14 protein-coding genes and 1 pseudogene are annotated in these 18,839 nt (G+C 60.9%); 13 read left to right on the forward strand and 2 right to left on the reverse strand.

The genetic code is table 11. The features are described 5' to 3' along the window. Positions 1–97 precede the first annotated feature (97 nt). The 13 genes from hutH (LOY68_RS01870) to LOY68_RS01930 all read left to right on the forward strand — a co-directional run bounded on the left by hutH (LOY68_RS01870) (position 98) and on the right by LOY68_RS01930 (position 16,716). On the forward strand, positions 98–1,621 hold the full coding sequence (gene hutH / locus LOY68_RS01870) for a histidine ammonia-lyase (protein ID WP_265042587.1): 1,524 nt from the start codon (positions 98–100) through the stop codon (positions 1,619–1,621). Positions 1,622–1,740: 119 nt separating this feature from the next. Next, a complete protein-coding gene (hutH, locus tag LOY68_RS01875; RefSeq protein ID WP_265042589.1) occupies positions 1,741–3,273 on the forward strand; it encodes a histidine ammonia-lyase in 1,533 nt (510 codons plus the stop codon). A 100-nt stretch (positions 3,274–3,373) separates the two neighbouring features. Then, positions 3,374–4,579, forward strand: coding sequence for an imidazolonepropionase (gene hutI, locus LOY68_RS01880; RefSeq protein WP_265042591.1), 1,206 nt, complete (start codon positions 3,374–3,376; stop codon positions 4,577–4,579). A 10-nt stretch (positions 4,580–4,589) separates the two neighbouring features. Next, a complete protein-coding gene (gene hutG / locus LOY68_RS01885) occupies positions 4,590–5,393 on the forward strand; it encodes an N-formylglutamate deformylase (RefSeq protein WP_265042592.1) in 804 nt (267 codons plus the stop codon). Positions 5,394–5,617: 224 nt separating this feature from the next. Then, complete coding sequence (locus tag LOY68_RS01890; RefSeq protein ID WP_265042594.1) at positions 5,618–6,574, forward strand: choline ABC transporter substrate-binding protein; 957 nt, start codon at positions 5,618–5,620, stop codon at positions 6,572–6,574. Between the two features lie 144 nt (positions 6,575–6,718). Beyond that, positions 6,719–7,636: an alpha/beta hydrolase gene (locus tag LOY68_RS01895; protein WP_265042596.1), complete on the forward strand. Its 918-nt coding sequence runs from the start codon at positions 6,719–6,721 to the stop codon at positions 7,634–7,636. A 104-nt stretch (positions 7,637–7,740) separates the two neighbouring features. Further along, positions 7,741–8,712, forward strand: coding sequence for a prolyl aminopeptidase (gene pip / locus LOY68_RS01900; protein ID WP_054054666.1), 972 nt, complete (start codon positions 7,741–7,743; stop codon positions 8,710–8,712). Then, positions 8,709–9,146 carry a D-aminoacyl-tRNA deacylase gene (gene dtd / locus LOY68_RS01905; protein ID WP_054054664.1) on the forward strand — a complete coding sequence of 146 codons (438 nt, stop codon included), beginning with the start codon at positions 8,709–8,711 and terminating at the stop codon, positions 9,144–9,146. The genes pip and dtd overlap by 4 nt, the downstream gene beginning before the upstream one ends. Positions 9,147–9,422: 276 nt before the next feature. Next, entirely contained in the window at positions 9,423–11,240 is a 1,818-nt protein-coding gene (locus LOY68_RS01910) for a glucan biosynthesis protein G (RefSeq protein WP_265042598.1), read from the forward strand. After that, positions 11,233–13,803: a glucans biosynthesis glucosyltransferase MdoH gene (mdoH, locus tag LOY68_RS01915; RefSeq protein ID WP_265042599.1), complete on the forward strand. Its 2,571-nt coding sequence runs from the start codon at positions 11,233–11,235 to the stop codon at positions 13,801–13,803. Before LOY68_RS01910 ends, mdoH begins: the two co-directional genes overlap by 8 nt. Positions 13,804–14,092: 289 nt before the next feature. Further along, positions 14,093–14,890, forward strand: a complete 798-nt coding sequence (locus LOY68_RS01920) for a transporter substrate-binding domain-containing protein (protein WP_163907845.1) — start codon at positions 14,093–14,095, stop codon at positions 14,888–14,890. Between the two features lie 139 nt (positions 14,891–15,029). After that, complete coding sequence (locus LOY68_RS01925; protein WP_265042600.1) at positions 15,030–15,989, forward strand: amino acid ABC transporter permease; 960 nt, start codon at positions 15,030–15,032, stop codon at positions 15,987–15,989. Next, positions 15,982–16,716, forward strand: a complete 735-nt coding sequence (locus tag LOY68_RS01930; protein WP_054054656.1) for an amino acid ABC transporter ATP-binding protein — start codon at positions 15,982–15,984, stop codon at positions 16,714–16,716. Before LOY68_RS01925 ends, LOY68_RS01930 begins: the two co-directional genes overlap by 8 nt. A gap of 124 nt (positions 16,717–16,840) precedes the next feature. On the opposite strand, the gene LOY68_RS32170 is transcribed toward LOY68_RS01930, so the two are convergent. Further along, entirely contained in the window at positions 16,841–17,713 is an 873-nt protein-coding gene (locus LOY68_RS32170; protein WP_372242344.1) for a methyl-accepting chemotaxis protein, read from the reverse strand. Next, a pseudogene (locus LOY68_RS32175) lies at positions 17,699–18,757 on the reverse strand (methyl-accepting chemotaxis protein); the annotation flags it as partial. The pseudogene LOY68_RS32175 and the gene LOY68_RS32170, both read right to left, overlap by 15 nt. Positions 18,758–18,839: the final 82 nt, after the last annotated feature.

Here is an 18,839-nt window from a genome sequence, read left to right on the forward strand (position 1 = left end):
CCCACAATGGAATGCATATCCCCTGTGGGAGCGAGCCTGCTCGCGAAAGCGGCGGTGAAGCTGCACAAATATTCAGGATTCACGATTGAGGTCAAAGATGTCCCAGGCTGAAAAAATCGTTATCGCCGACGCCCCGCTGCGTTGGCAGGATGTGGTGGCCGTCGCCCGTCATGGCGCGCAGCTTGAGCTGTCGCCCGCGACCTGGGCACGGATCGACAATGCCCAGGCCATCGTCCAACGCATCGTCGCCAGCGGCGAGCGTGCGTATGGCGTCAACACCGGCCTCGGCGCCTTGTGCAACGTCTCGCTGAAAGACGAACAACTCAGCCAGTTGTCTCGCAATACTTTGCTCAGCCACGCCTGTGGCGTCGGCGCACCATTGGCCGACGAACAGACTCGCGCCATTATCTGCGCCGCCATTCGCAACTACAGCCATGGCAAATCCGGCATCCATCGCCGGGTCGTTGAAGCCTTGCTCGCGTTGCTCAATCGCGGCATCACCCCGCAAGTGCCGTCCCAAGGTTCGGTGGGTTACCTGACCCACATGGCCCACATCAGCATTGCGCTGCTGGGTGTCGGCAATGTCAGCTATCGCGGGCAGATCGTCTCCGCGCGACAAGCCCTGGCCGAAGAAGGCCTGGAGCCGGTTCAGCTCGGCGCCAAGGACGGTTTGTGCCTGGTCAACGGCACGCCGTGCATGACCGGCCTCAGCTGTCTGGCGCTGGCCGACGCGACGCGCCTGGTGCAATGGGCCGACGTGATCGGTGCCATGAGTTTCGAAGCCCAACGCGGTCAGATCGCAGCATTCGACGCCGAGATCATCGCGCTCAAACCGCACCCGGGCATGCAGCAAGTCGGCATCAACCTGCGGGCGTTGCTGGATGGCAGTGAAGTGATTGCTTCGAGCAAAGGTATTCGCACTCAGGATGCGTTGAGCATCCGTTCGATCCCGCAAGTCCACGGCGCTGCGCGCGATCAACTGGAGCACGCCCGGCAGCAGATCGAAACCGAACTCAACTCGGTCACCGATAACCCGATGCTGCTGGGCACGCCGGATAACTATCGCGTGATGTCCCAGGCCAACCCCCACGGTCAATCCGTGGCAATGGCGGCGGATTTGCTGGCGATTGCCATGGCCGAAATCGGCTCCATCGCCGAGCGGCGTCTGGACCGTTTGATCAACCCGCACGTCAGCGGTTTGCCGGCATTCCTCGTGGCCAATCCGGGGGTTAACTCCGGGATGATGATCGTCCAGTATGTCGCCGCTTCGTTGTGTGCGGAAAACCGCCAATTGGCGCAACCGGCGGTGCTCGATAACTATGTCACTTCCGGTTTGCAGGAAGACCATTTGAGCCTGGGTACCAACGCCGCTCTGAAGCTGCATCGCGCCCTGGAAAACGTCACGCAGATCCTCGCCATCGAGTACCTGTTGGCGGCCCAGGCGTTTGAATTCTTGAAAGAGCAGCGCTTTGGCGCTGGCACCAATTCGGCGTGGCGTCTGCTGCGCGAACGCGTTCCGGCCTACGACCAGGACCGTTGGCTGGCGCCAGATATCGCCGCCGCTGCCAGCGTGTTGAAAGACCCGATTTTGCTGCACAAGGCTTTACCCAATCTGAACTGAAATCCACAACACCAGCGTGCCAAGGCGCCAGCCCCTCTCACAAAGTCGGGAAGCGACGGACAACGGACATTTCCGGAGCGTCTGGTTAGTTAATAAAAACTCTCAAAAGGAGAATAAAAGTGACTGCGCTAAATTTGATTCCCGGGCAACTGAGCCTTGCCCAACTGCGTGATATCTATCAGCAACCGGTCAAAATCACCCTCGACAACAGCGCCTCGGCCCAGATTGAAGCCAGCGTTGCCTGCGTGGAACAGATCCTCGCCGAGAACCGCACCGCCTACGGCATCAACACCGGTTTCGGCCTGCTGGCCTCGACCCGCATCGCCAGCGAAGACCTGGAAAACCTGCAGCGCTCGCTGGTGCTGTCCCACGCCGCCGGTGTTGGCGAGCCAATCAGCGACGCGCTGGTACGCTTGGTCATGGTGCTCAAGGTCAACAGCCTGAGCCGTGGTTTCTCCGGTATTCGTCGCGTGGTCATTGATGCGCTGATCGCGCTGATCAACGCTGAGGTTTACCCGCACATTCCATTGAAAGGCTCGGTCGGTGCTTCCGGTGACCTCGCGCCTTTGGCCCATATGTCCCTGGTGCTGCTGGGCGAAGGCAAGGCTCGCTACAAGGGCGAATGGATGGAAGCCACCGAAGCGCTGAAAGTCGCCGGTCTGACTCCGCTGACCCTGGCTGCGAAAGAAGGCCTGGCGCTGCTCAACGGCACTCAGGTTTCTACCGCTTACGCACTGCGCGGTCTGTTTGAAGGCGAAGACCTGTTCGCTGGCGCCCTGGCCATTGGTGGCATGACGGTTGAAGCGGTGTTGGGCTCGCGCTCGCCGTTCGACGCGCGCATCCATGCGGCTCGCGGCCAGAAAGGCCAGATCGACGCCGCTGCCGCTTACCGTGATTTGCTCGGTGAGCGCAGTGAAGTGTCCGCTTCCCACGAGAACTGCGAGAAGGTTCAGGACCCGTACTCCCTGCGCTGCCAGCCGCAAGTCATGGGCGCCTGCCTGACCCAGTTCCGCCAGGCTGCCGAAGTGCTGGCCGTCGAAGCCAACGCCGTTTCCGACAACCCGTTGGTTTTCGCCGCTGAAGGCGACGTGATCTCTGGCGGTAACTTCCACGCCGAACCAGTGGCCATGGCCGCTGACAACATGGCGTTGGCCATCGCCGAAATCGGTTCTCTGAGCGAACGCCGCATCTCGCTGATGATGGACAAGCACATGTCGCAACTGCCGCCGTTCCTGGTGGCCAATGGCGGCGTGAACTCCGGTTTCATGATCGCTCAAGTGACCGCAGCGGCACTCGCCAGCGAGAACAAGGCGTTGTCCCATCCGCATTCGGTGGACAGCCTGCCGACCTCCGCCAACCAGGAAGACCACGTGTCGATGGCCCCGGCCGCTGGCAAGCGTCTGTGGGAAATGGCCGAGAACACTCGCGGCGTGCTGGCCGTGGAATGGCTGGCGGCGTGCCAGGGTCTGGATCTGCGTGAAGGCCTGAAGACTTCGGCCAAGTTGGAAAAGGCTCGCGCCATCCTGCGCGCTGAAGTGCCGTTCTATGAGAAAGACCGGTTCTTTGCACCGGACATCAACGCCGCGAGCGAGTTGTTGGCGACCCGCTGCCTGAATGAGCTGGTGTCGGCGAAGTTGCTGCCTAGCCTGTAATGGCCTCTTCGCGAGCAAGCCCGCTCCCACAGGAGTACGCATTCCCATGTGGGAGCGGGCTTGCTCGCGAATCGATTTTGAATTTTGTGGAGACTAAGGGATGAAAACTCTCTGGCAACACTGCCACGTCGCAACCATGGCGCAAGGCGTCTACTCGATCATCGAGGATGCGGCCATCGTGACGTCCGGTGCGCACATTGAGTGGATCGGCCCACGTGCTGAACTGCCGTCCGGTGAATATCCGGCGGTCAACGATTTGAAAGGGGCCTGGGTTACCCCGGGCCTGATCGACTGCCACACCCATACGGTGTTCGGCGGTAACCGCAGCGGTGAATTCGAGCAGCGCCTGCAAGGCGTCAGCTACTCGGAAATCGCCGCGGCCGGTGGCGGCATCGCCAGCACCGTGCGCGCCACCCGCGCCGCCAGTGAAGACGAACTGTTTGCCAGCGCCGCCAAGCGCCTGAAAAGCCTGATGCGCGACGGCGTGACCACGGTCGAAATGAAATCCGGCTACGGCCTGGACCTGGCCAGCGAACGCAAGATCCTGCGGGTCATCCGTCGCCTCGGCGCCGAGCTGCCGGTCAGCGTGCGCAGCACGTGCCTGGCGGCCCACGCCTTGCCGCCGGAATACAAGGATCGCGCCGACGACTACATCGATCACATCTGCGCTGAAATGCTCCCGGCCCTGGCGGCCGAAGGGCTAGTCGATGCGGTAGATGCGTTTTGTGAGTACCTGGCGTTCTCGCCGGCGCAGGTCGAGCGCGTCTTCATCACCGCCCAGGAACTCGGTTTGCCGGTGAAGCTGCACGCCGAGCAGTTGTCGTCCCTCCACGGTTCGAGCCTGGCCGCGCGTTATCACGCGCTGTCCGCCGATCACCTGGAGTTCATGGATGAAGACGATGCCATCGCCATGGCCGCGTCCGGCACCGTCGCAGTGTTGCTGCCGGGAGCGTTCTACTTCCTGCGCGAAACCCAATTGCCGCCGATGGACGCCTTGCGCAAACACGGCGTGAAAATCGCCATCGCCAGCGACCTCAACCCCGGCACCTCGCCGGCGCTGTCGCTGCGTCTGATGCTGAACATGGCCTGCACCTGTTTCCGCATGACCCCGGAAGAAGCCCTGGCCGGCGCGACGATTCATGCCGCCACCGCGCTGGGCATGGCCGAGACTCACGGTTCGCTGGAAGTCGGCAAGGTCGCCGACTTTGTGGCCTGGCAAATCGATCGTCCCGCCGACTTGTCGTACTGGCTGGGCGGTGACCTGGAAAAACGCGTCGTGCGTCACGGCGTCGAAATTAGCGTTTAGGAGAACGGTTGTGGATAAGGTTCTGAACTTCAAACAAGGCCGCGTGCCGCTGCTGATCAGCATGCCCCACGCCGGCCTGCGCCTGACCCCGGCGGTCGAGGCCGGGTTGATCCCCGACGCACGCAGCTTGCCCGATACCGATTGGCACATTCCGCAGCTGTATGAATTTGCCGCAGAACTGGGCGCCAGCACCCTGGCCGCCGAGTACTCGCGGTTTGTCATCGACCTGAACCGACCGTCCGACGACAAACCGATGTACGTCGGCGCCACCACCGGTCTGTACCCATCGATCCTGTTCGACGGCATTCCCTTGTTTCGCGAGGGCATGGAACCGTCGGCAGCCGAGCGCGCGACCTATCTGGAGCAAATCTGGACGCCGTATCACAGCACGTTGCAGAACGAGCTGGCGCGACTCAAAGCCGAGTTCGGCTACGCGCTGCTGTTCGATGCGCACTCGATCCGCTCGATCATCCCGCACCTGTTCGACGGCAAACTGCCGGACTTCAACCTCGGCACCTTCAACGGCGCTAGTTGCGATCCTCAGTTGGCCACGCAACTGGAAGCCATCTGCGCGAAACACACCGATTACAGCCACGTGCTGAACGGCCGCTTCAAGGGCGGCCACATCACCCGGCATTACGGCAACCCGGCCGAAAACATCCACGCGGTGCAACTGGAACTGGGGCAGTGCACGTACATGGAAGAGTTTGAACCGTTCCGCTATCGACCTGATCTGGCTGAACCGACGCAAGTGGTGCTCAAGGAGTTGCTGCAAGGGTTGTTGGCGTGGGGCCAAAAGCACTACAACGCATAAAATCAAAAGATCGCAGCCTTCGGCAGCTCCTACATTGATCGTGTGAAAACCCGATCCTGTAGGAGCTGCCGAAGGCTGCGATCTTTTAAGGCCATCACTGTCGCCACCGTGCAAATCTCGGTCGCTACAGTTCGCTTTTACCTTCTCGGCGCTGCGTAATGTTCCGGGCACGGTGCGTGAAGACACCGGCCCCGACAATAATCTGCCGCACGAGAACGCCATTCATGACAAGCACCAAAAGTTTGTTCACCCGCTGTCTCTCCATCCTCTGCGGCACCGCTCTTTTGAGTACCAGCGTCCTGGCCAGTGAAGACCCTTCCTGCAAAGCTGTGCGCATGGGCGTGGTCAACTGGACCGATGTGATCGCCACCAGCGGCATGGCCGATGTGTTGCTCAATGGCCTGGGCTACGAAAGCAAACAAACCAGCGCCGTGCAGCAGATCATCTTCGCCGGCATCCGCGACAAGCGCCTCGATATTTTCCTCGGTTACTGGAAACCGGCGATGGACAAGAACATCGCCCCGTTCATCGCCGCCAATCAAGTCAAGGTCATGGACAAACCGAGCCTGGCCGACGCCCAGGCCACCCTCGCCGTACCGGAATACGTCGCAGCGGCGGGGCTGAAAACCTTCGCCGATATCGCCAAGTTCAAGGATCAGCTCGGCGGCAAGATCTACGGCATCGAGCCGGGCAGCGGCGCCAACACCACCATCAAAACCATGATCGAAACCAATCACTTCGGCCTGAAGGATTTCAAACTGATCGAGTCCGGTGAGGCCGGCATGCTCGCCGCCGTGCAGCGGGCGGTGAACCGCAAGGAGTTCGTAGTGTTCGTCGGCTGGACCCCGCACCCGATGAACATCAACATGAAAATCGCCTACCTGACCGGCAGTGAAGATGTGTACGGCCCGAACGAAGGTGCGGCGACTGTCTCCACAGTGACCGCCCCGGACTACGCCGAACGCTGCCCGAACGTGAATCGCCTGCTGCAAAACCTGACGTTTACCGCGTCCCAGGAAAGCCAGTTGATGGTGCCGATCATGGAGCGCAAAACGCCGCAGGAGGTTGCCAAGGCCTGGCTGCGCGATCACCCGGAAGACCTTCAGCGCTGGCTGGCGGGTGTCAGCAGTTTTGATGGCAAGGATGGCGTGGCGACCGTGCAGGCCAGCCTGAAACCCTGACTTGGAATGAAGAACCTGTGGGAGCGGGCTTGCTCGCGAAGGCGGTGTGTCAGGCAACAGTTGTGTCGACTGACACACCGCCTTCGCGAGCAAGCCCGCTCCCACAGGGTTATCTCAAACCCTTGAAGAATCGGCGGCAGGCCCATGTCTACTTACCCCCTCTCTGACCAGATGTCGGCCTTCGTCGAGAAAACCCTCGGCTTCAACAGCACCGACAGCAGCCTCACTGGGTTGCGCCAGGCCTACAGCGAGATGTGCCGGGCGTTTACCCCGCCGCGTCCCGCCGGGCTGGAGGTCACCGACTTCACGCTGGCGGGCGTGGCGGTGCGCTCCTATCGACCGCCGGTGACGCCACCGACCAGCGGCTGGCCGTGCATTTTGTACCTGCACGGTGGCGGTTGGGTGGTCGGGGATTTGGACTCCCATGACTTCATCTGCGCCGAGTTGGCGGCGGCGTTGGGGACGATGGTGGTGGCCGTGGATTATCGGCTGGCGCCCGAGCATCCATTCCCGGCAGGTTTTGAAGATTGCCTGAAAGTCTGGCGCGCCTTGCGTTCAGGACCGTTCTGGTTCGATCCAGAGCGGATGCTGGTCGCCGGGGACAGCGCTGGCGGCAATCTGGCCGCGGCGTTATGCCTGGCCTTGCGCGATACAGGCGAGCCGATGCCCTGCGCACAAGTGCTGATTTATCCTGGCCTGGGCGGCGATCATCAATCACCGTCGCGCAGCGAATGTGCCGACGCGCCGTTACTCAGCAGCAGCGACGTGGATTGTTATCACGCGCTCTATTTGCGTGGCGCCGGACAAACGAGCGCCTATGCCATGCCATTGCTTGCCGACGATTTCAGCGGTTTGCCCCCCGCGCTGATCGCCGTGGCGCAATTCGACCCGCTGCGCGACGACGGTGTGCGCTATGCCGAGCAACTCAACGCCGCTGGCGTGAGCGCGAAGTTGTACTACGGCGAAGGGCTGGTTCACGGCTGTTTACGCGCTCGCAGGCAGGTCGCGGAGGTCGACCGGCTCTATGAAAACCTGCTCGGGTTTCTGGCTGACAGACTCTGACGTTGCAAGTGCATGCTCATTGACGTAATTCGGGTTTATGATGCCGGACGGCAGAATAATTGAAGTCCCCCCAGGGATGACCTCGACCCCTTACGGAGCGTGCAATGCAGACTTTGTACCCGCAGATCAAACCCTACGCCCGGCACGATCTGGCCGTCGATAAAACCCACACGCTGTATGTCGACGAAAGCGGTTCACCGGAAGGTTTGCCGGTGGTGTTCATCCACGGCGGCCCCGGCGCCGGGTGTGATGCACAGAGCCGTCGGTACTTCGATCCCAACCTGTATCGCATTGTCACCTTCGACCAGCGCGGCTGCGGTCGCTCCACGCCCCACGCCAACCTTGAAAACAACACCACCTGGGATCTGGTCGCCGACCTTGAGCGGATCCGCAAACACCTGAACATCGAGAAATGGGTGCTGTTCGGCGGCTCCTGGGGTTCGACCCTGGCCCTGGCCTACGCGCAAACCCACCCGGAGCGTGTGCACGGTCTGATCCTGCGCGGGATTTTTCTTTGCCGTCCGCAGGAAATCGAGTGGTTCTATCAGGCCGGCGCCAGTCGTCTGTTTCCCGACTACTGGCAGGACTACATCGCGCCGATCCCGCTGGACGAGCGCGGCGACTTGCTCACGGCTTTTCACAAACGTCTGACCGGCAACGATCAGATCGCCCAGATGCACGCGGCCAAGGCCTGGTCCACCTGGGAAGGCCGGACCGCGACCCTGCGCCCGAACCCGCTGGTGGTCGATCGTTTCTCCGAGCCGCAGCGCGCGCTGTCGATTGCCAGGATCGAATGCCACTACTTCACCAACAATGCGTTCCTCGAGCCGAACCAGCTGATTCGTGACATGGGCAAGATCGCCCATTTGCCCGGCGTGATCGTGCATGGCCGTTACGACGTGATCTGCCCGTTGGACAATGCCTGGGAACTGCATCAAGCCTGGCCGAACAGCGAGTTGCAGGTGATCCGCGATGCCGGCCACGCTGCGTCTGAACCGGGTATCACCGATGCCTTGGTGCGTGCCGCTGGTCAGATGGCCCGGCGCTTGCTTGATCTGCCGCCTGAAGAAGCATGAAAGGCCTGCTGCAACGCGTGCGTGGCGCGCGAGTCGAGGTAGCGGGGGAGGTCGTTGGCGCGGTGGACCAGGGTTTGCTGGTTCTGGTGGCGGTCGAGCCCGAGGACACGCGGGCCAGCGCCGACAAACTTCTGCATAAACTGCTTAACTATCGTGTATTCAGTGATACAGAAGGCAAGATGAATCTGTCCCTGGCGGATGTCGGTGGTGGCCTGCTGCTGGTCTCGCAGTTCACCCTGGCGGCCGACACCAAGAGCGGGTTGCGCCCGAGTTTTTCGACGGCGGCGCCTCCGGCCCTCGGTGAAGAACTTTTCGACTATCTATTAGGCAGAGCGAAAGAGGTGCATGGCACTGTGGCATCAGGTAGATTCGGCGCGGATATGCAGGTGCACCTGGTCAATGATGGCCCGGTAACCTTCCTGTTACAGACCTGAAAGCCCCTGAAACATGTTTTTAAGGGCATTTCGACTGAAAACAGGGGTTTTTCGCGATAAATACTTTGTTACCCCTGATGCGTTGTAACGCGGCCTACTAGATAATCGCGCGCTACGGGGATCAGCGTTCGTTGGCCCATTTTGACTTAGGTAGAGACTTGCCCGGAACCTGTTGGGGAATCATTTAGCCCCAGAGGAGTCGGAACAATGCTCGCCAACCTGGCATATAGATAGCTGGCCGTTGGTTTTTTGATCTGTTTTCGGCGAGGGTTGCTCGTGATTGTTAGTCCCTGTAATGCACCAAAATTGTCTGCCCAACGGTTCCGAAGCGCTCTGGTAGCGGGCTCTGCACTGCTGTGTCTGCTCAGCGCCGGCCAGCTTTGGGCATTCAACCTGGATGATGTGTCGGTCAAGGCGAAAGAGCTGGCCGGGCAGAAATTCGAAGCCCCGCGCAGTAACCTGCCGAACGAATTCCGCGAAATGAAATTCGCGGATTATCAGAAAATTCGTTTCCGCACTGAAAAAGCCGAGTGGGCCGATCAGAAAACCCCGTTCAAGCTTTCGTTCTATCACCAGGGCATGCACTTCGACACCCCGGTGAAAATCAACGAAATCACGGCCAACAACGTCGAAGAGATCAAATACGACCCAAGTCGTTTTGATTTCGGCGACGTCAAGTTCGATCCTAAAGCCACCGAGCAACTGGGTTATGCCGGTTTCCGTGTGCTGTACCCGATCAACAAGGCTGACAAGCAAGACGAAATCATGACCATGCTCGGCGCGAGTTACTTCCGCGTTGTCGGCAAGGGTCACACCTATGGTTTGTCCGCTCGCGGCATGGCCATCGATACCGCATTGCCGTCCGGCGAAGAATTCCCGCGTTTCACCGAGTTCTGGATTCAACAGCCAAAACCGGGTGACAAGCACCTGGTGATCTTCGCGCTGCTGGATTCGCCGCGTGCGACCGGTGCGTACCGCCTGACCCTGCGTCCAGGCAGTGACACTGTAGTTGACGTTAAAGCCCGCATGTTCTTGCGTGACAAGGTCACCAAGCTCGGCGTTGCGCCGTTGACCAGCATGTTCCTGTTCGGCGCCAACCAGCCTTCCAAAGTGCTGAACTATCGTCGCGAACTGCACGACTCCAGCGGTCTGTCGATCCATGCCGGTAACGGCGAGTGGATCTGGCGTCCATTGAACAACCCGAAACACCTGGCGGTAAGCAACTTCGCCATCGAGAACCCACGTGGCTTCGGCTTGCTGCAACGTGGTCGTGACTTCAGCCACTACGAAGACCTCGACGACCGCTACGACAAGCGCCCAAGTGCCTGGATCGAGCCAAAAGGCGATTGGGGCAAGGGTTCTGTAGACCTGGTGGAAATTCCGACCGCCGACGAAACCAACGACAACATCGTGGCTTTCTGGAGCCCGGAAAAACTGCCGGAGCCAGGCCAGCCGCTTGACGTCGCTTATCGCATGCACTGGACCATCGACGAAGCCGCTATCCACGCTCCGGACAGCGCTTGGGTCAAACAGACCCTGCGTTCCACTGGTGACGTGAAACAGTCGAACCTGATCCGTCAGCCGGACGGCACCGTTGCCTATCTGGTGGACTTCGAAGGCCCGTCCCTGGCCGCTTTGCCGGAAACTGCCGATGTGCGCAGCCAGGTCAGCGTTGGCGACAATGCCGAGCTGGTCGAGAACTCCGTGCGCTACAACCCTGAAACCAAGGGCTGGCGCCTGACGCTACGCATGAAAATCAAGGACGCGAGCAAGGCCACCGAGATGCGTGCATCCCTGGTCGAGAAAATCGTGCCTGAGGATCTGGCCAAGTCGTCGATTCCAGCTTCCAATTCCTCCGTTGCCAAGGCCGACAAAGTCGCCGCCAAGCAACAGGAGAAAGCGGACAAGGAAACCAAGGACGCCAAGCAGGCTGACGCCAAACAGGCCGATGCCAAGCCGGTTGCCGATGCCAAGGACAACAAAGACGCCAAGCAGCCTGCTGCTGCGGACGCGGCCCCAGCCACACCGGATTCGGCGGCGACTGAAGAAGTCCTGACCGAAACCTGGAGCTACCAGTTGCCTGCCGATGAGTAATTCTCAAGTAAAGCCAGAGACTCTGTCGGAGTATCTGGCGCATTTACCGATGACCGACGAGCAGCGCGCGGAACTCGCGGGCTGCCAGTCCTTCAGTGAACTGCACCAGCGTCTTTCGTCCTCGACATTCGACGCACCGACCGAGGCTGTGCAAGCCTCGGTGGGCAAGCGCCTGCTCCTGAACAGTGCCGAAGAACTGGAAGAAGCGGAGATGCTGGCGCTTGACGCCAGTGGTCGTGTCGTCCTCAAGGCGACCCCGCCGATTCGCCGGACCAAGGTTGTGCCTGAGCCGTGGCGCACCAATATTCTGGTGCGTGGCTGGCGCCGGATGACCGGTCGCACCAATCCGCCGGCACCGCCGAAGGATGAACGCGTGTTGCCGGCGGCTCGCTGGCGCACCGTCGGTTCGATCCGTCGTTACATTCTGCTGGTGCTGATGCTCGGCCAGACCATCGTGGCTGGCTGGTACATGAAAGGCATCATGCCGTACCAGGGCTGGTCGTTCGTCGACCTGAACGAAGTGCTGCACCAACCGCTACTGCAAACCGCCACGCAAGTGCTGCCGTATGCGCTGCAAACCAGCATCCTGATTCTGTTCGGGATTCTGTTCTGCTGGGTGTCGGCCGGTTTCTGGACCGCACTGATGGGCTTCCTCGAGTTGCTCACCGGTCACGATAAATACCGTATCTCCGGTAAAAGCGCCGGCAACGAGCCGATTGCCAAGGACGCACGCACCGCACTGGTGATGCCGATCTGCAACGAAGACGTGCCGCGTGTATTTGCCGGTCTGCGGGCGACTTTCGAGTCGGTGGCGGCCACGGGTGACCTGGACCGTTTCGACTTCTTCGTCCTCAGCGACAGTAACGAAACCGATATCTGCGTGGCCGAGCAACAGGCCTGGCTGGACGTCTGCCGCGAAGCCAAGGGCTTCGGCAAGATCTTCTATCGCCGCCGTCGCCGTCGCGTCAAACGTAAAAGCGGCAACCTCGACGACTTCTGCCGTCGTTGGGGCGGTGACTACAAGTACATGGTCGTGCTCGACGCGGACTCCGTGATGAGCGGCGACTGCTTGACCAGTCTGGTGCGCTTGATGGAAGCCACGCCGGACGCCGGGATCATCCAGACCGCGCCACGTGCGTCGGGCATGGACACCCTTTATGCGCGCATGCAGCAGTTTGCGACCCGTGTGTACGGTCCGCTGTTCACCGCCGGTTTGCACTTCTGGCAGTTGGGCGAATCCCACTACTGGGGCCACAACGCGATCATCCGCATGAAGCCGTTTATCGAGCACTGCGCCTTGGCGCCGTTGCCGGGTAAAGGTGCGTTTGCCGGTGCGATCCTGTCCCACGACTTCGTCGAAGCTGCGCTGATGCGCCGTGCCGGCTGGGGCGTGTGGATTGCCTACGACTTGCCAGGCAGCTACGAAGAACTGCCGCCGAACCTGCTGGACGAACTCAAGCGTGACCGTCGCTGGTGCCACGGTAACCTGATGAACTTCCGCCTGTTCCTGGTCAAGGGCATGCACCCGGTGCACCGTGCGGTGTTCCTGACCGGTGTGATGTCTTACCTGTCGGCGCCGTTGTGGTTCTTCTTCCTTGTGTTGTCGACGGCGTTGCTGGCGGTGAACACGTTGATGGAGCCGCAGTACTTCATGGAGCCGCGACAGCTGTATCCGCTGTGGCCGCAATGGCATCCGGACAAAGCCGTGGCGTTGTTCTCGACGACCATCGTGCTGTTGTTCCTGCCGAAGCTGTTGAGCATCATCCTGATCTGGGCCAAGGGCGCGAAAGAGTTCGGTGGCAAGTTCAAGGTGACGTTCTCGATGCTGCTGGAGATGCTGTTCTCCATGCTGCTGGCGCCGGTGCGGATGATTTTCCACACCCGTTTCGTACTCGCCGCGTTCCTCGGCTGGGCCGCGACCTGGAACTCGCCGCAACGTGACGACGACTCCACGCCATGGAGCGAAGCGGTCAAGCGCCACGGTCCGCAAACCTTGCTGGGCTTCTTCTGGGCCCTGCTGGTTATCTGGCTGAACCCGAGCTTCCTCTGGTGGCTGGTGCCGATCGTCGGTTCGCTGATGCTGTCGATCCCGGTGTCGGTGATTTCCAGCCGTGTTGGTCTGGGCCTGAAGTCCCGTGACGAGAGCCTGTTCCTGATCCCTGAGGAATACAATCCGCCACAAGCGCTGCTGGCCACCGATCAGTACACCCATGAAAACCGTTATCACCAGTTGAAAGACGGCTTCATCCGCGCCGTGGTCGACCCGCAGCAGAACGCCCTGGCGTGCTCGCTGGCGACGTCCCGTCACGGTCAGGCCGAGCCGATCGAGTGGTTGCGTGTGGAGCGTGTTCGTCATGCGTTGAAGGCCGGGCCTGCCGGGCTGAACAACCATGAGCGCCTGCAACTGCTGAGTGACCCGGTGGCGTTGGGTCGCTTGCATGAGCAAGTCTGGAGCGAAGGCCACGCCGAGTGGCTGGACGCCTGGCGGCAATCGGTGAAAGCCGATCCGCATGCGCCACTGCTACCGCTCAAGCCACTGAGCGCACAGCCTCAGTTGGCCTGATAAAAACCCCCGCTTCCTTCAGAAGCGGGGCGCTTCCCAAAAGATCGCAGCCTTCGGCAGCTCCTACGGATGTACACCGTGTAGGAGCTGCCGAAGGCTGCGATCTTTTGCTTTTCGGTCCCGCCACAAAGCAACAAATCCTGCGTAAACCCTTGTGCAAACAACCCAGTGCGTTAGCATCCGTCCCCGAATTGGTGCGCCCGGGCAGCTTTCTGTTCGTATCTGTCGGTTTTCCAAGGAAAATCGTCGATTGCGCGCCTCACAACGCAATGGTTTTGGGGGCTTGAAGATGAAGAAGTATCTGTCGATGCTGCTGGTCGGCGTCACGGCATTGGTTGCAGTCAACGCGGCGCAGGCCGGTGCCATTGATGACGCGGTCAAGCGTGGCACGCTGAAAGTCGGCATGGACCCGACCTACATGCCCTTCGAAATGACCAACAAGCGCGGCGAGATCATCGGTTTCGAAGTCGACATCCTCAAGGCCATGACCAAGGCCATGGGCGTCAAACTGGAGCTGGTGTCCACCGGCTACGACGGGATCATCCCGGCCCTGATGACCGACAAGTTCGACATGATCGGCAGCGGCATGACCCTGACTCAGGAGCGCAATCTGCGCCTGAACTTCAGCGAACCGTTCATCGTAGTCGGCCAGACCCTGCTGATCCGCAAGGACCTGGAAGGCACCATCAAGTCCTATAAAGACCTGAACACCGACGACTACCGCATCACCTCCAAACTCGGCACCACCGGCGAGATGGTCGCCAAGAAGTTGATCTCCAAAGCCAAATACCACGGCTACGACAACGAGCAGGAAGCCGTGCTCGATGTGGTCAACGGCAAGGCCGACGCCTTCATCTACGACGCCCCGTACAACGTTGTGGCGGTGAACAAGGTCGGCGCCGGCAAACTGGTGTTCCTCGACAAACCGTTCACCTACGAGCCGCTGGCCTTCGGCCTGAAGAAGGGTGATTACGACAGCCTCAACTTCATCAACAACTTCCTGCACCAGATCCACGAAGACGGCACCTACGACCGCATTCATGACAAGTGGTTTAAAGACACCGCCTGGCTCAAGGACATGGAATAAGGCCCGGTCAGATAGACCGCGTCGCCCTCATTCGCGGGCAAGCCTCGCTCCTACAGAGAAATGCATTCCAGTGTAGGAGCGAGGCTTGCCCGCGAAGGCGTCCTCCCCGGCGACACAGAATTCGGAACCTCCAACGCAAATGAAACAGAAAAAATCCCAACTGCCCTGGCACGTCCTGACCGTGCTCGTGCTCATCGGCCTGGCCGGCGCGTTGTATTACGCCACCTCGCTGATGTCCTACGAATGGCGCTGGAATCGTGTGCCGCAATACTTCGCCTACCACGCCGAAGAGTCCCAGCGCGCCGCCGACATCTCCACGGTCAGCGAACTGGTGCGCCAAGGCGAGAAGGCCGAAGTCACCCTGCGCAATGACGCCGGCGAAGAACAACGCCTGACCGTCGACGAAAACAGCCTGCAAGTCGCTCAGGGCGATGACGTGGCGGAAGGCGACGTGATCGGTGTCACCCGGCATTGGGCCGCCGGACCGCTGCTGTGGGGCCTGTGGACCACGTTGTGGCTGTCCGTGGTGTCTGGCGTGCTCGGGCTGCTGATCGGTCTGGCCACTGGCCTGTGCCGGCTGTCGAATAACCCGACCTTGCGCGACCTCTCGACCATTTACGTCGAGCTGGTGCGCGGTACGCCGTTGCTGGTGCAGATCTTCATTTTCTACTTCTTCATCGGCACGGTGATGAACCTGTCCCGGGAGTTCGCCGGGATCGCCGCGTTGTCGCTGTTCACTGGCGCCTATGTGGCAGAGATCATCCGTTCCGGCGTGCAGTCGATTGCCCGTGGCCAGAACGAAGCCGCGCGTTCGTTGGGCTTGAGCGCTGGCCAGTCGATGCGCCATGTGGTGTTACCGCAGGCGTTGAAACGTGTGCTGCCGCCGCTGGCCGGGCAGTTTATCAGTCTGGTGAAAGACACCTCGCTGGTGTCGGTGATCGCGATTACCGAGCTGCTGAAAAGCGGCCGCGAAGTCATCACCACTTCGTTCTCGCCGTTCGAAATCCTGTTCTGCGTGGCCGGGCTGTACCTGTTGATCAACCTGCCGCTGTCGAAAATCGCCAGCCGGCTTGAGCGGAGGCTCGCGCAAAGTGATTGAAGTCCGCGATCTGGTAAAAGTCTTCGACACCCGTGGCCAGGTGGTGCGCGCGGTGGATAACGTGTCCACGACCGTGGCCAAGGGCGAAGTGCTGGTGGTGATCGGCCCGTCTGGCTCCGGCAAATCGACCTTCCTGCGCTGCCTCAATGGCCTGGAAGAATTCGATTCGGGCTCGGTGAGCATCGACGGCTTGCAACTGGCCGACCCGAAAACCGACGTTAATGCCTATCGCCGGGAAGTCGGCATGGTGTTCCAGCATTTCAACCTGTTCCCGCACATGACTGTGCTGGAAAACCTCTGCCTGGCCCAGAAAGTCGTGCGCAAGCGCGGCAAGAAGGAGCGCGAGGCCAAGGCCATGGAACTGCTGAAAAAGGTCGGTATCGCGCAGAAGGCCAACGAGTTTCCGTCACGCTTGTCCGGCGGTCAGCAACAGCGTGTTGCCATCGCGCGGGCATTGGCGATGGAACCGAAGGTCATGTTGTTCGATGAGCCGACCTCGGCGCTGGACCCGGAAATGGTCGGTGAAGTGCTGGACGTGATGAAAACCCTGGCCGTGGAAGGCATGACCATGGTCTGCGTCACCCACGAAATGGGCTTTGCCCGGGAAGTGGCGGATCGGGTGCTGTTCTTCGATCACGGCAAGTTGCTGGAAGACGCCTCGCCGGCCGAATTCTTCGATGCGCCGAAGGATCCTCGGGCGCAGGCGTTTTTGCGGCAGGTCCTCTGACCTCGACGCCAGTCAGACCGCTTTCGCGAGCAGGCTCGCTCCCACAGGGGTTGTGCGTCAGGCACAAATTTTGTGTACGCCGCCGATCAATGTGGGAGCGAGCCTGCTCGCGAATGGCATCACCTCAAACCTTGAACCTGCCAACCAACATCTGCAAATGCGTGCCCAACCGCGCCAGCTCAACGCTGGACGCCGCGGTCTCTTCACTCGCTGCCGAGGTCTGCTCGGATACATCGCGCACGTTCAGCACGCTGCGGTTGATCTCTTCGGCCACGGCGCTCTGTTGCTCAGCCGCTGCGGCGATCTGCTGGTTCATCGACTGGATCGCCGACACCGTGCGGGTGATGCTTTCCAGTGAGCCACCGGCGCGGCGGGTCAGTTCGACGCTGCTGTCGGTCAGGCTGCGGCTGTTGTCCATGATGGTCGCGACTTGCTGGGTGCCGGTTTGCAGGCCGACGATCAGCTCTTCGATTTCTTCGGTGGACTTCTGGGTGCGCTGGGCCAGGCTGCGGACTTCGTCGGCGACCACCGCAAAACCGCGTCCGGCTTCACCGGCGCGCGCCGCTTCGATGGCGGCGTTGAGCGCCAGCAGGTTGGTCTGTTGCGCCACGGACTTGATCACGTCGAGCACGCTGCCGATCTTGTCGCTTTCGCGCTTCAAGTCGCTCATGGCGACGGTGGAGTTGCCGACTTCGATGGCCAAACGCTCGATCTGGGCGATGGCTTCACCGACAACCTTGTCACCTTCGCGAGCCTGTTGATCGGCGGCGACTGCGGCTTCGGAAGCTTCTTCGGCGTTACGCGCGACTTCCTGCACGGTGGCGGTCATCTCGTGCATGGCGGTGGCGACCTGGTCGGTTTCCACCTTCTGGCTGTTGACCCCGGCGCTGGTTTGCTCGGTGACAGCGGACAGTTCTTCAGCGGCGCTGGCGATCTGCGTGACGCCGTCGCTGATACCACCGATCAACTCGCGCAGGCCCAGGGTCATGCTTTGCATGGCGCGCTGGAGCTGGCCCAGTTCGTCCTGGCGTTCGGAGATCAGGTTGTGGGTCAGGTCGCCAGCGGCCACGCGCTCGGCCACTTTCAGGGTCTGGCTCAGAGGAATGATGATTTGACGGGTGATCGCCCAGGCGGCGAGCAAGCCAACCGCCAGGGCGAGCAGGCTGGCCATCAGCAGCAGGTTTTTGGCGTGGGCCGCATCGGTGTCACGCACGACGGTTTGCGACACGGTCAGTTTCTTGCTCACATCGGACAAGATGTCGCCTTGCTCGGTCATGCGTTTGAGCGCGGCGGCACTCGCCACTTGGGAGTCGCGGTACTGGCTGACGGCGGCGCGATAAGCCTTGAGGGATTCGGTGGCCTGTTGCAGGTTGGCGGCGTACTGCTCCGGCACTTTGCCCGGCAGGCTTTCGAGGTTTTTCAGGGCGTTGTCGATGGCGTCCAGCGCAGGCTGTTCGGCCTCGGTCTTGGCGCTGTAGGTGTAGCCGCGCACCTGGAAGCGCGCTTGCTGGATCAGTTTGCTCAGGTCGACCACATTGTTGAACTGGGCAACGCTGTCGCCTTGCAGCAGGGCTTTCTCCACTTCCGATACCTTGGCCACGGCGTTGTCAGCGGTGGCGCCGAGTTTGCTGCGCGCGTCTTCGCGATTGGCACCGGCCTGGGTCATGGCGATGAAGGCTTGCTTGTACTGGCTGACCGCTGCCAGTTGCTGGTCGATCATCGCGATGTCGGCGGGTTGTTCGATCAACTTGCGTGCGGTTTGCAGGCCGGCGTCGAGCTGGCCCAGCAAGTCGTTGACCGCCCCGGGACCTTGCTCGCCACGGCGCATTTCGTAGTCCAGGCGCGCCAGGCGCAAGTCCTTGGTCAGATCATTGAGGCTGGCGATGAACCCGAGCTTGTCGCCACGGCTCATCACGCCCGTCAGGCCGGTCCAGCCGGTGAAGGTGATCAATAGGGTCAGGAGCAGGACGAGACCGAAGCCGACACCCAGTTTGCGATTAACGCTTACGTTTCCCAGTTTCTCGGCTAGCCAACGGTGCATGCTGCTACTCCCCTGAACCACAATTTGGTTTTATGGGGACGTTATCGGCTGTTGAGTGGGAATCTGTAGGCGCCGAGCTCAC

Source organism: Pseudomonas sp. B21-053 (assembly GCF_026016365.1).
Classification (GTDB): domain Bacteria; phylum Pseudomonadota; class Gammaproteobacteria; order Pseudomonadales; family Pseudomonadaceae; genus Aquipseudomonas; species Aquipseudomonas nunensis.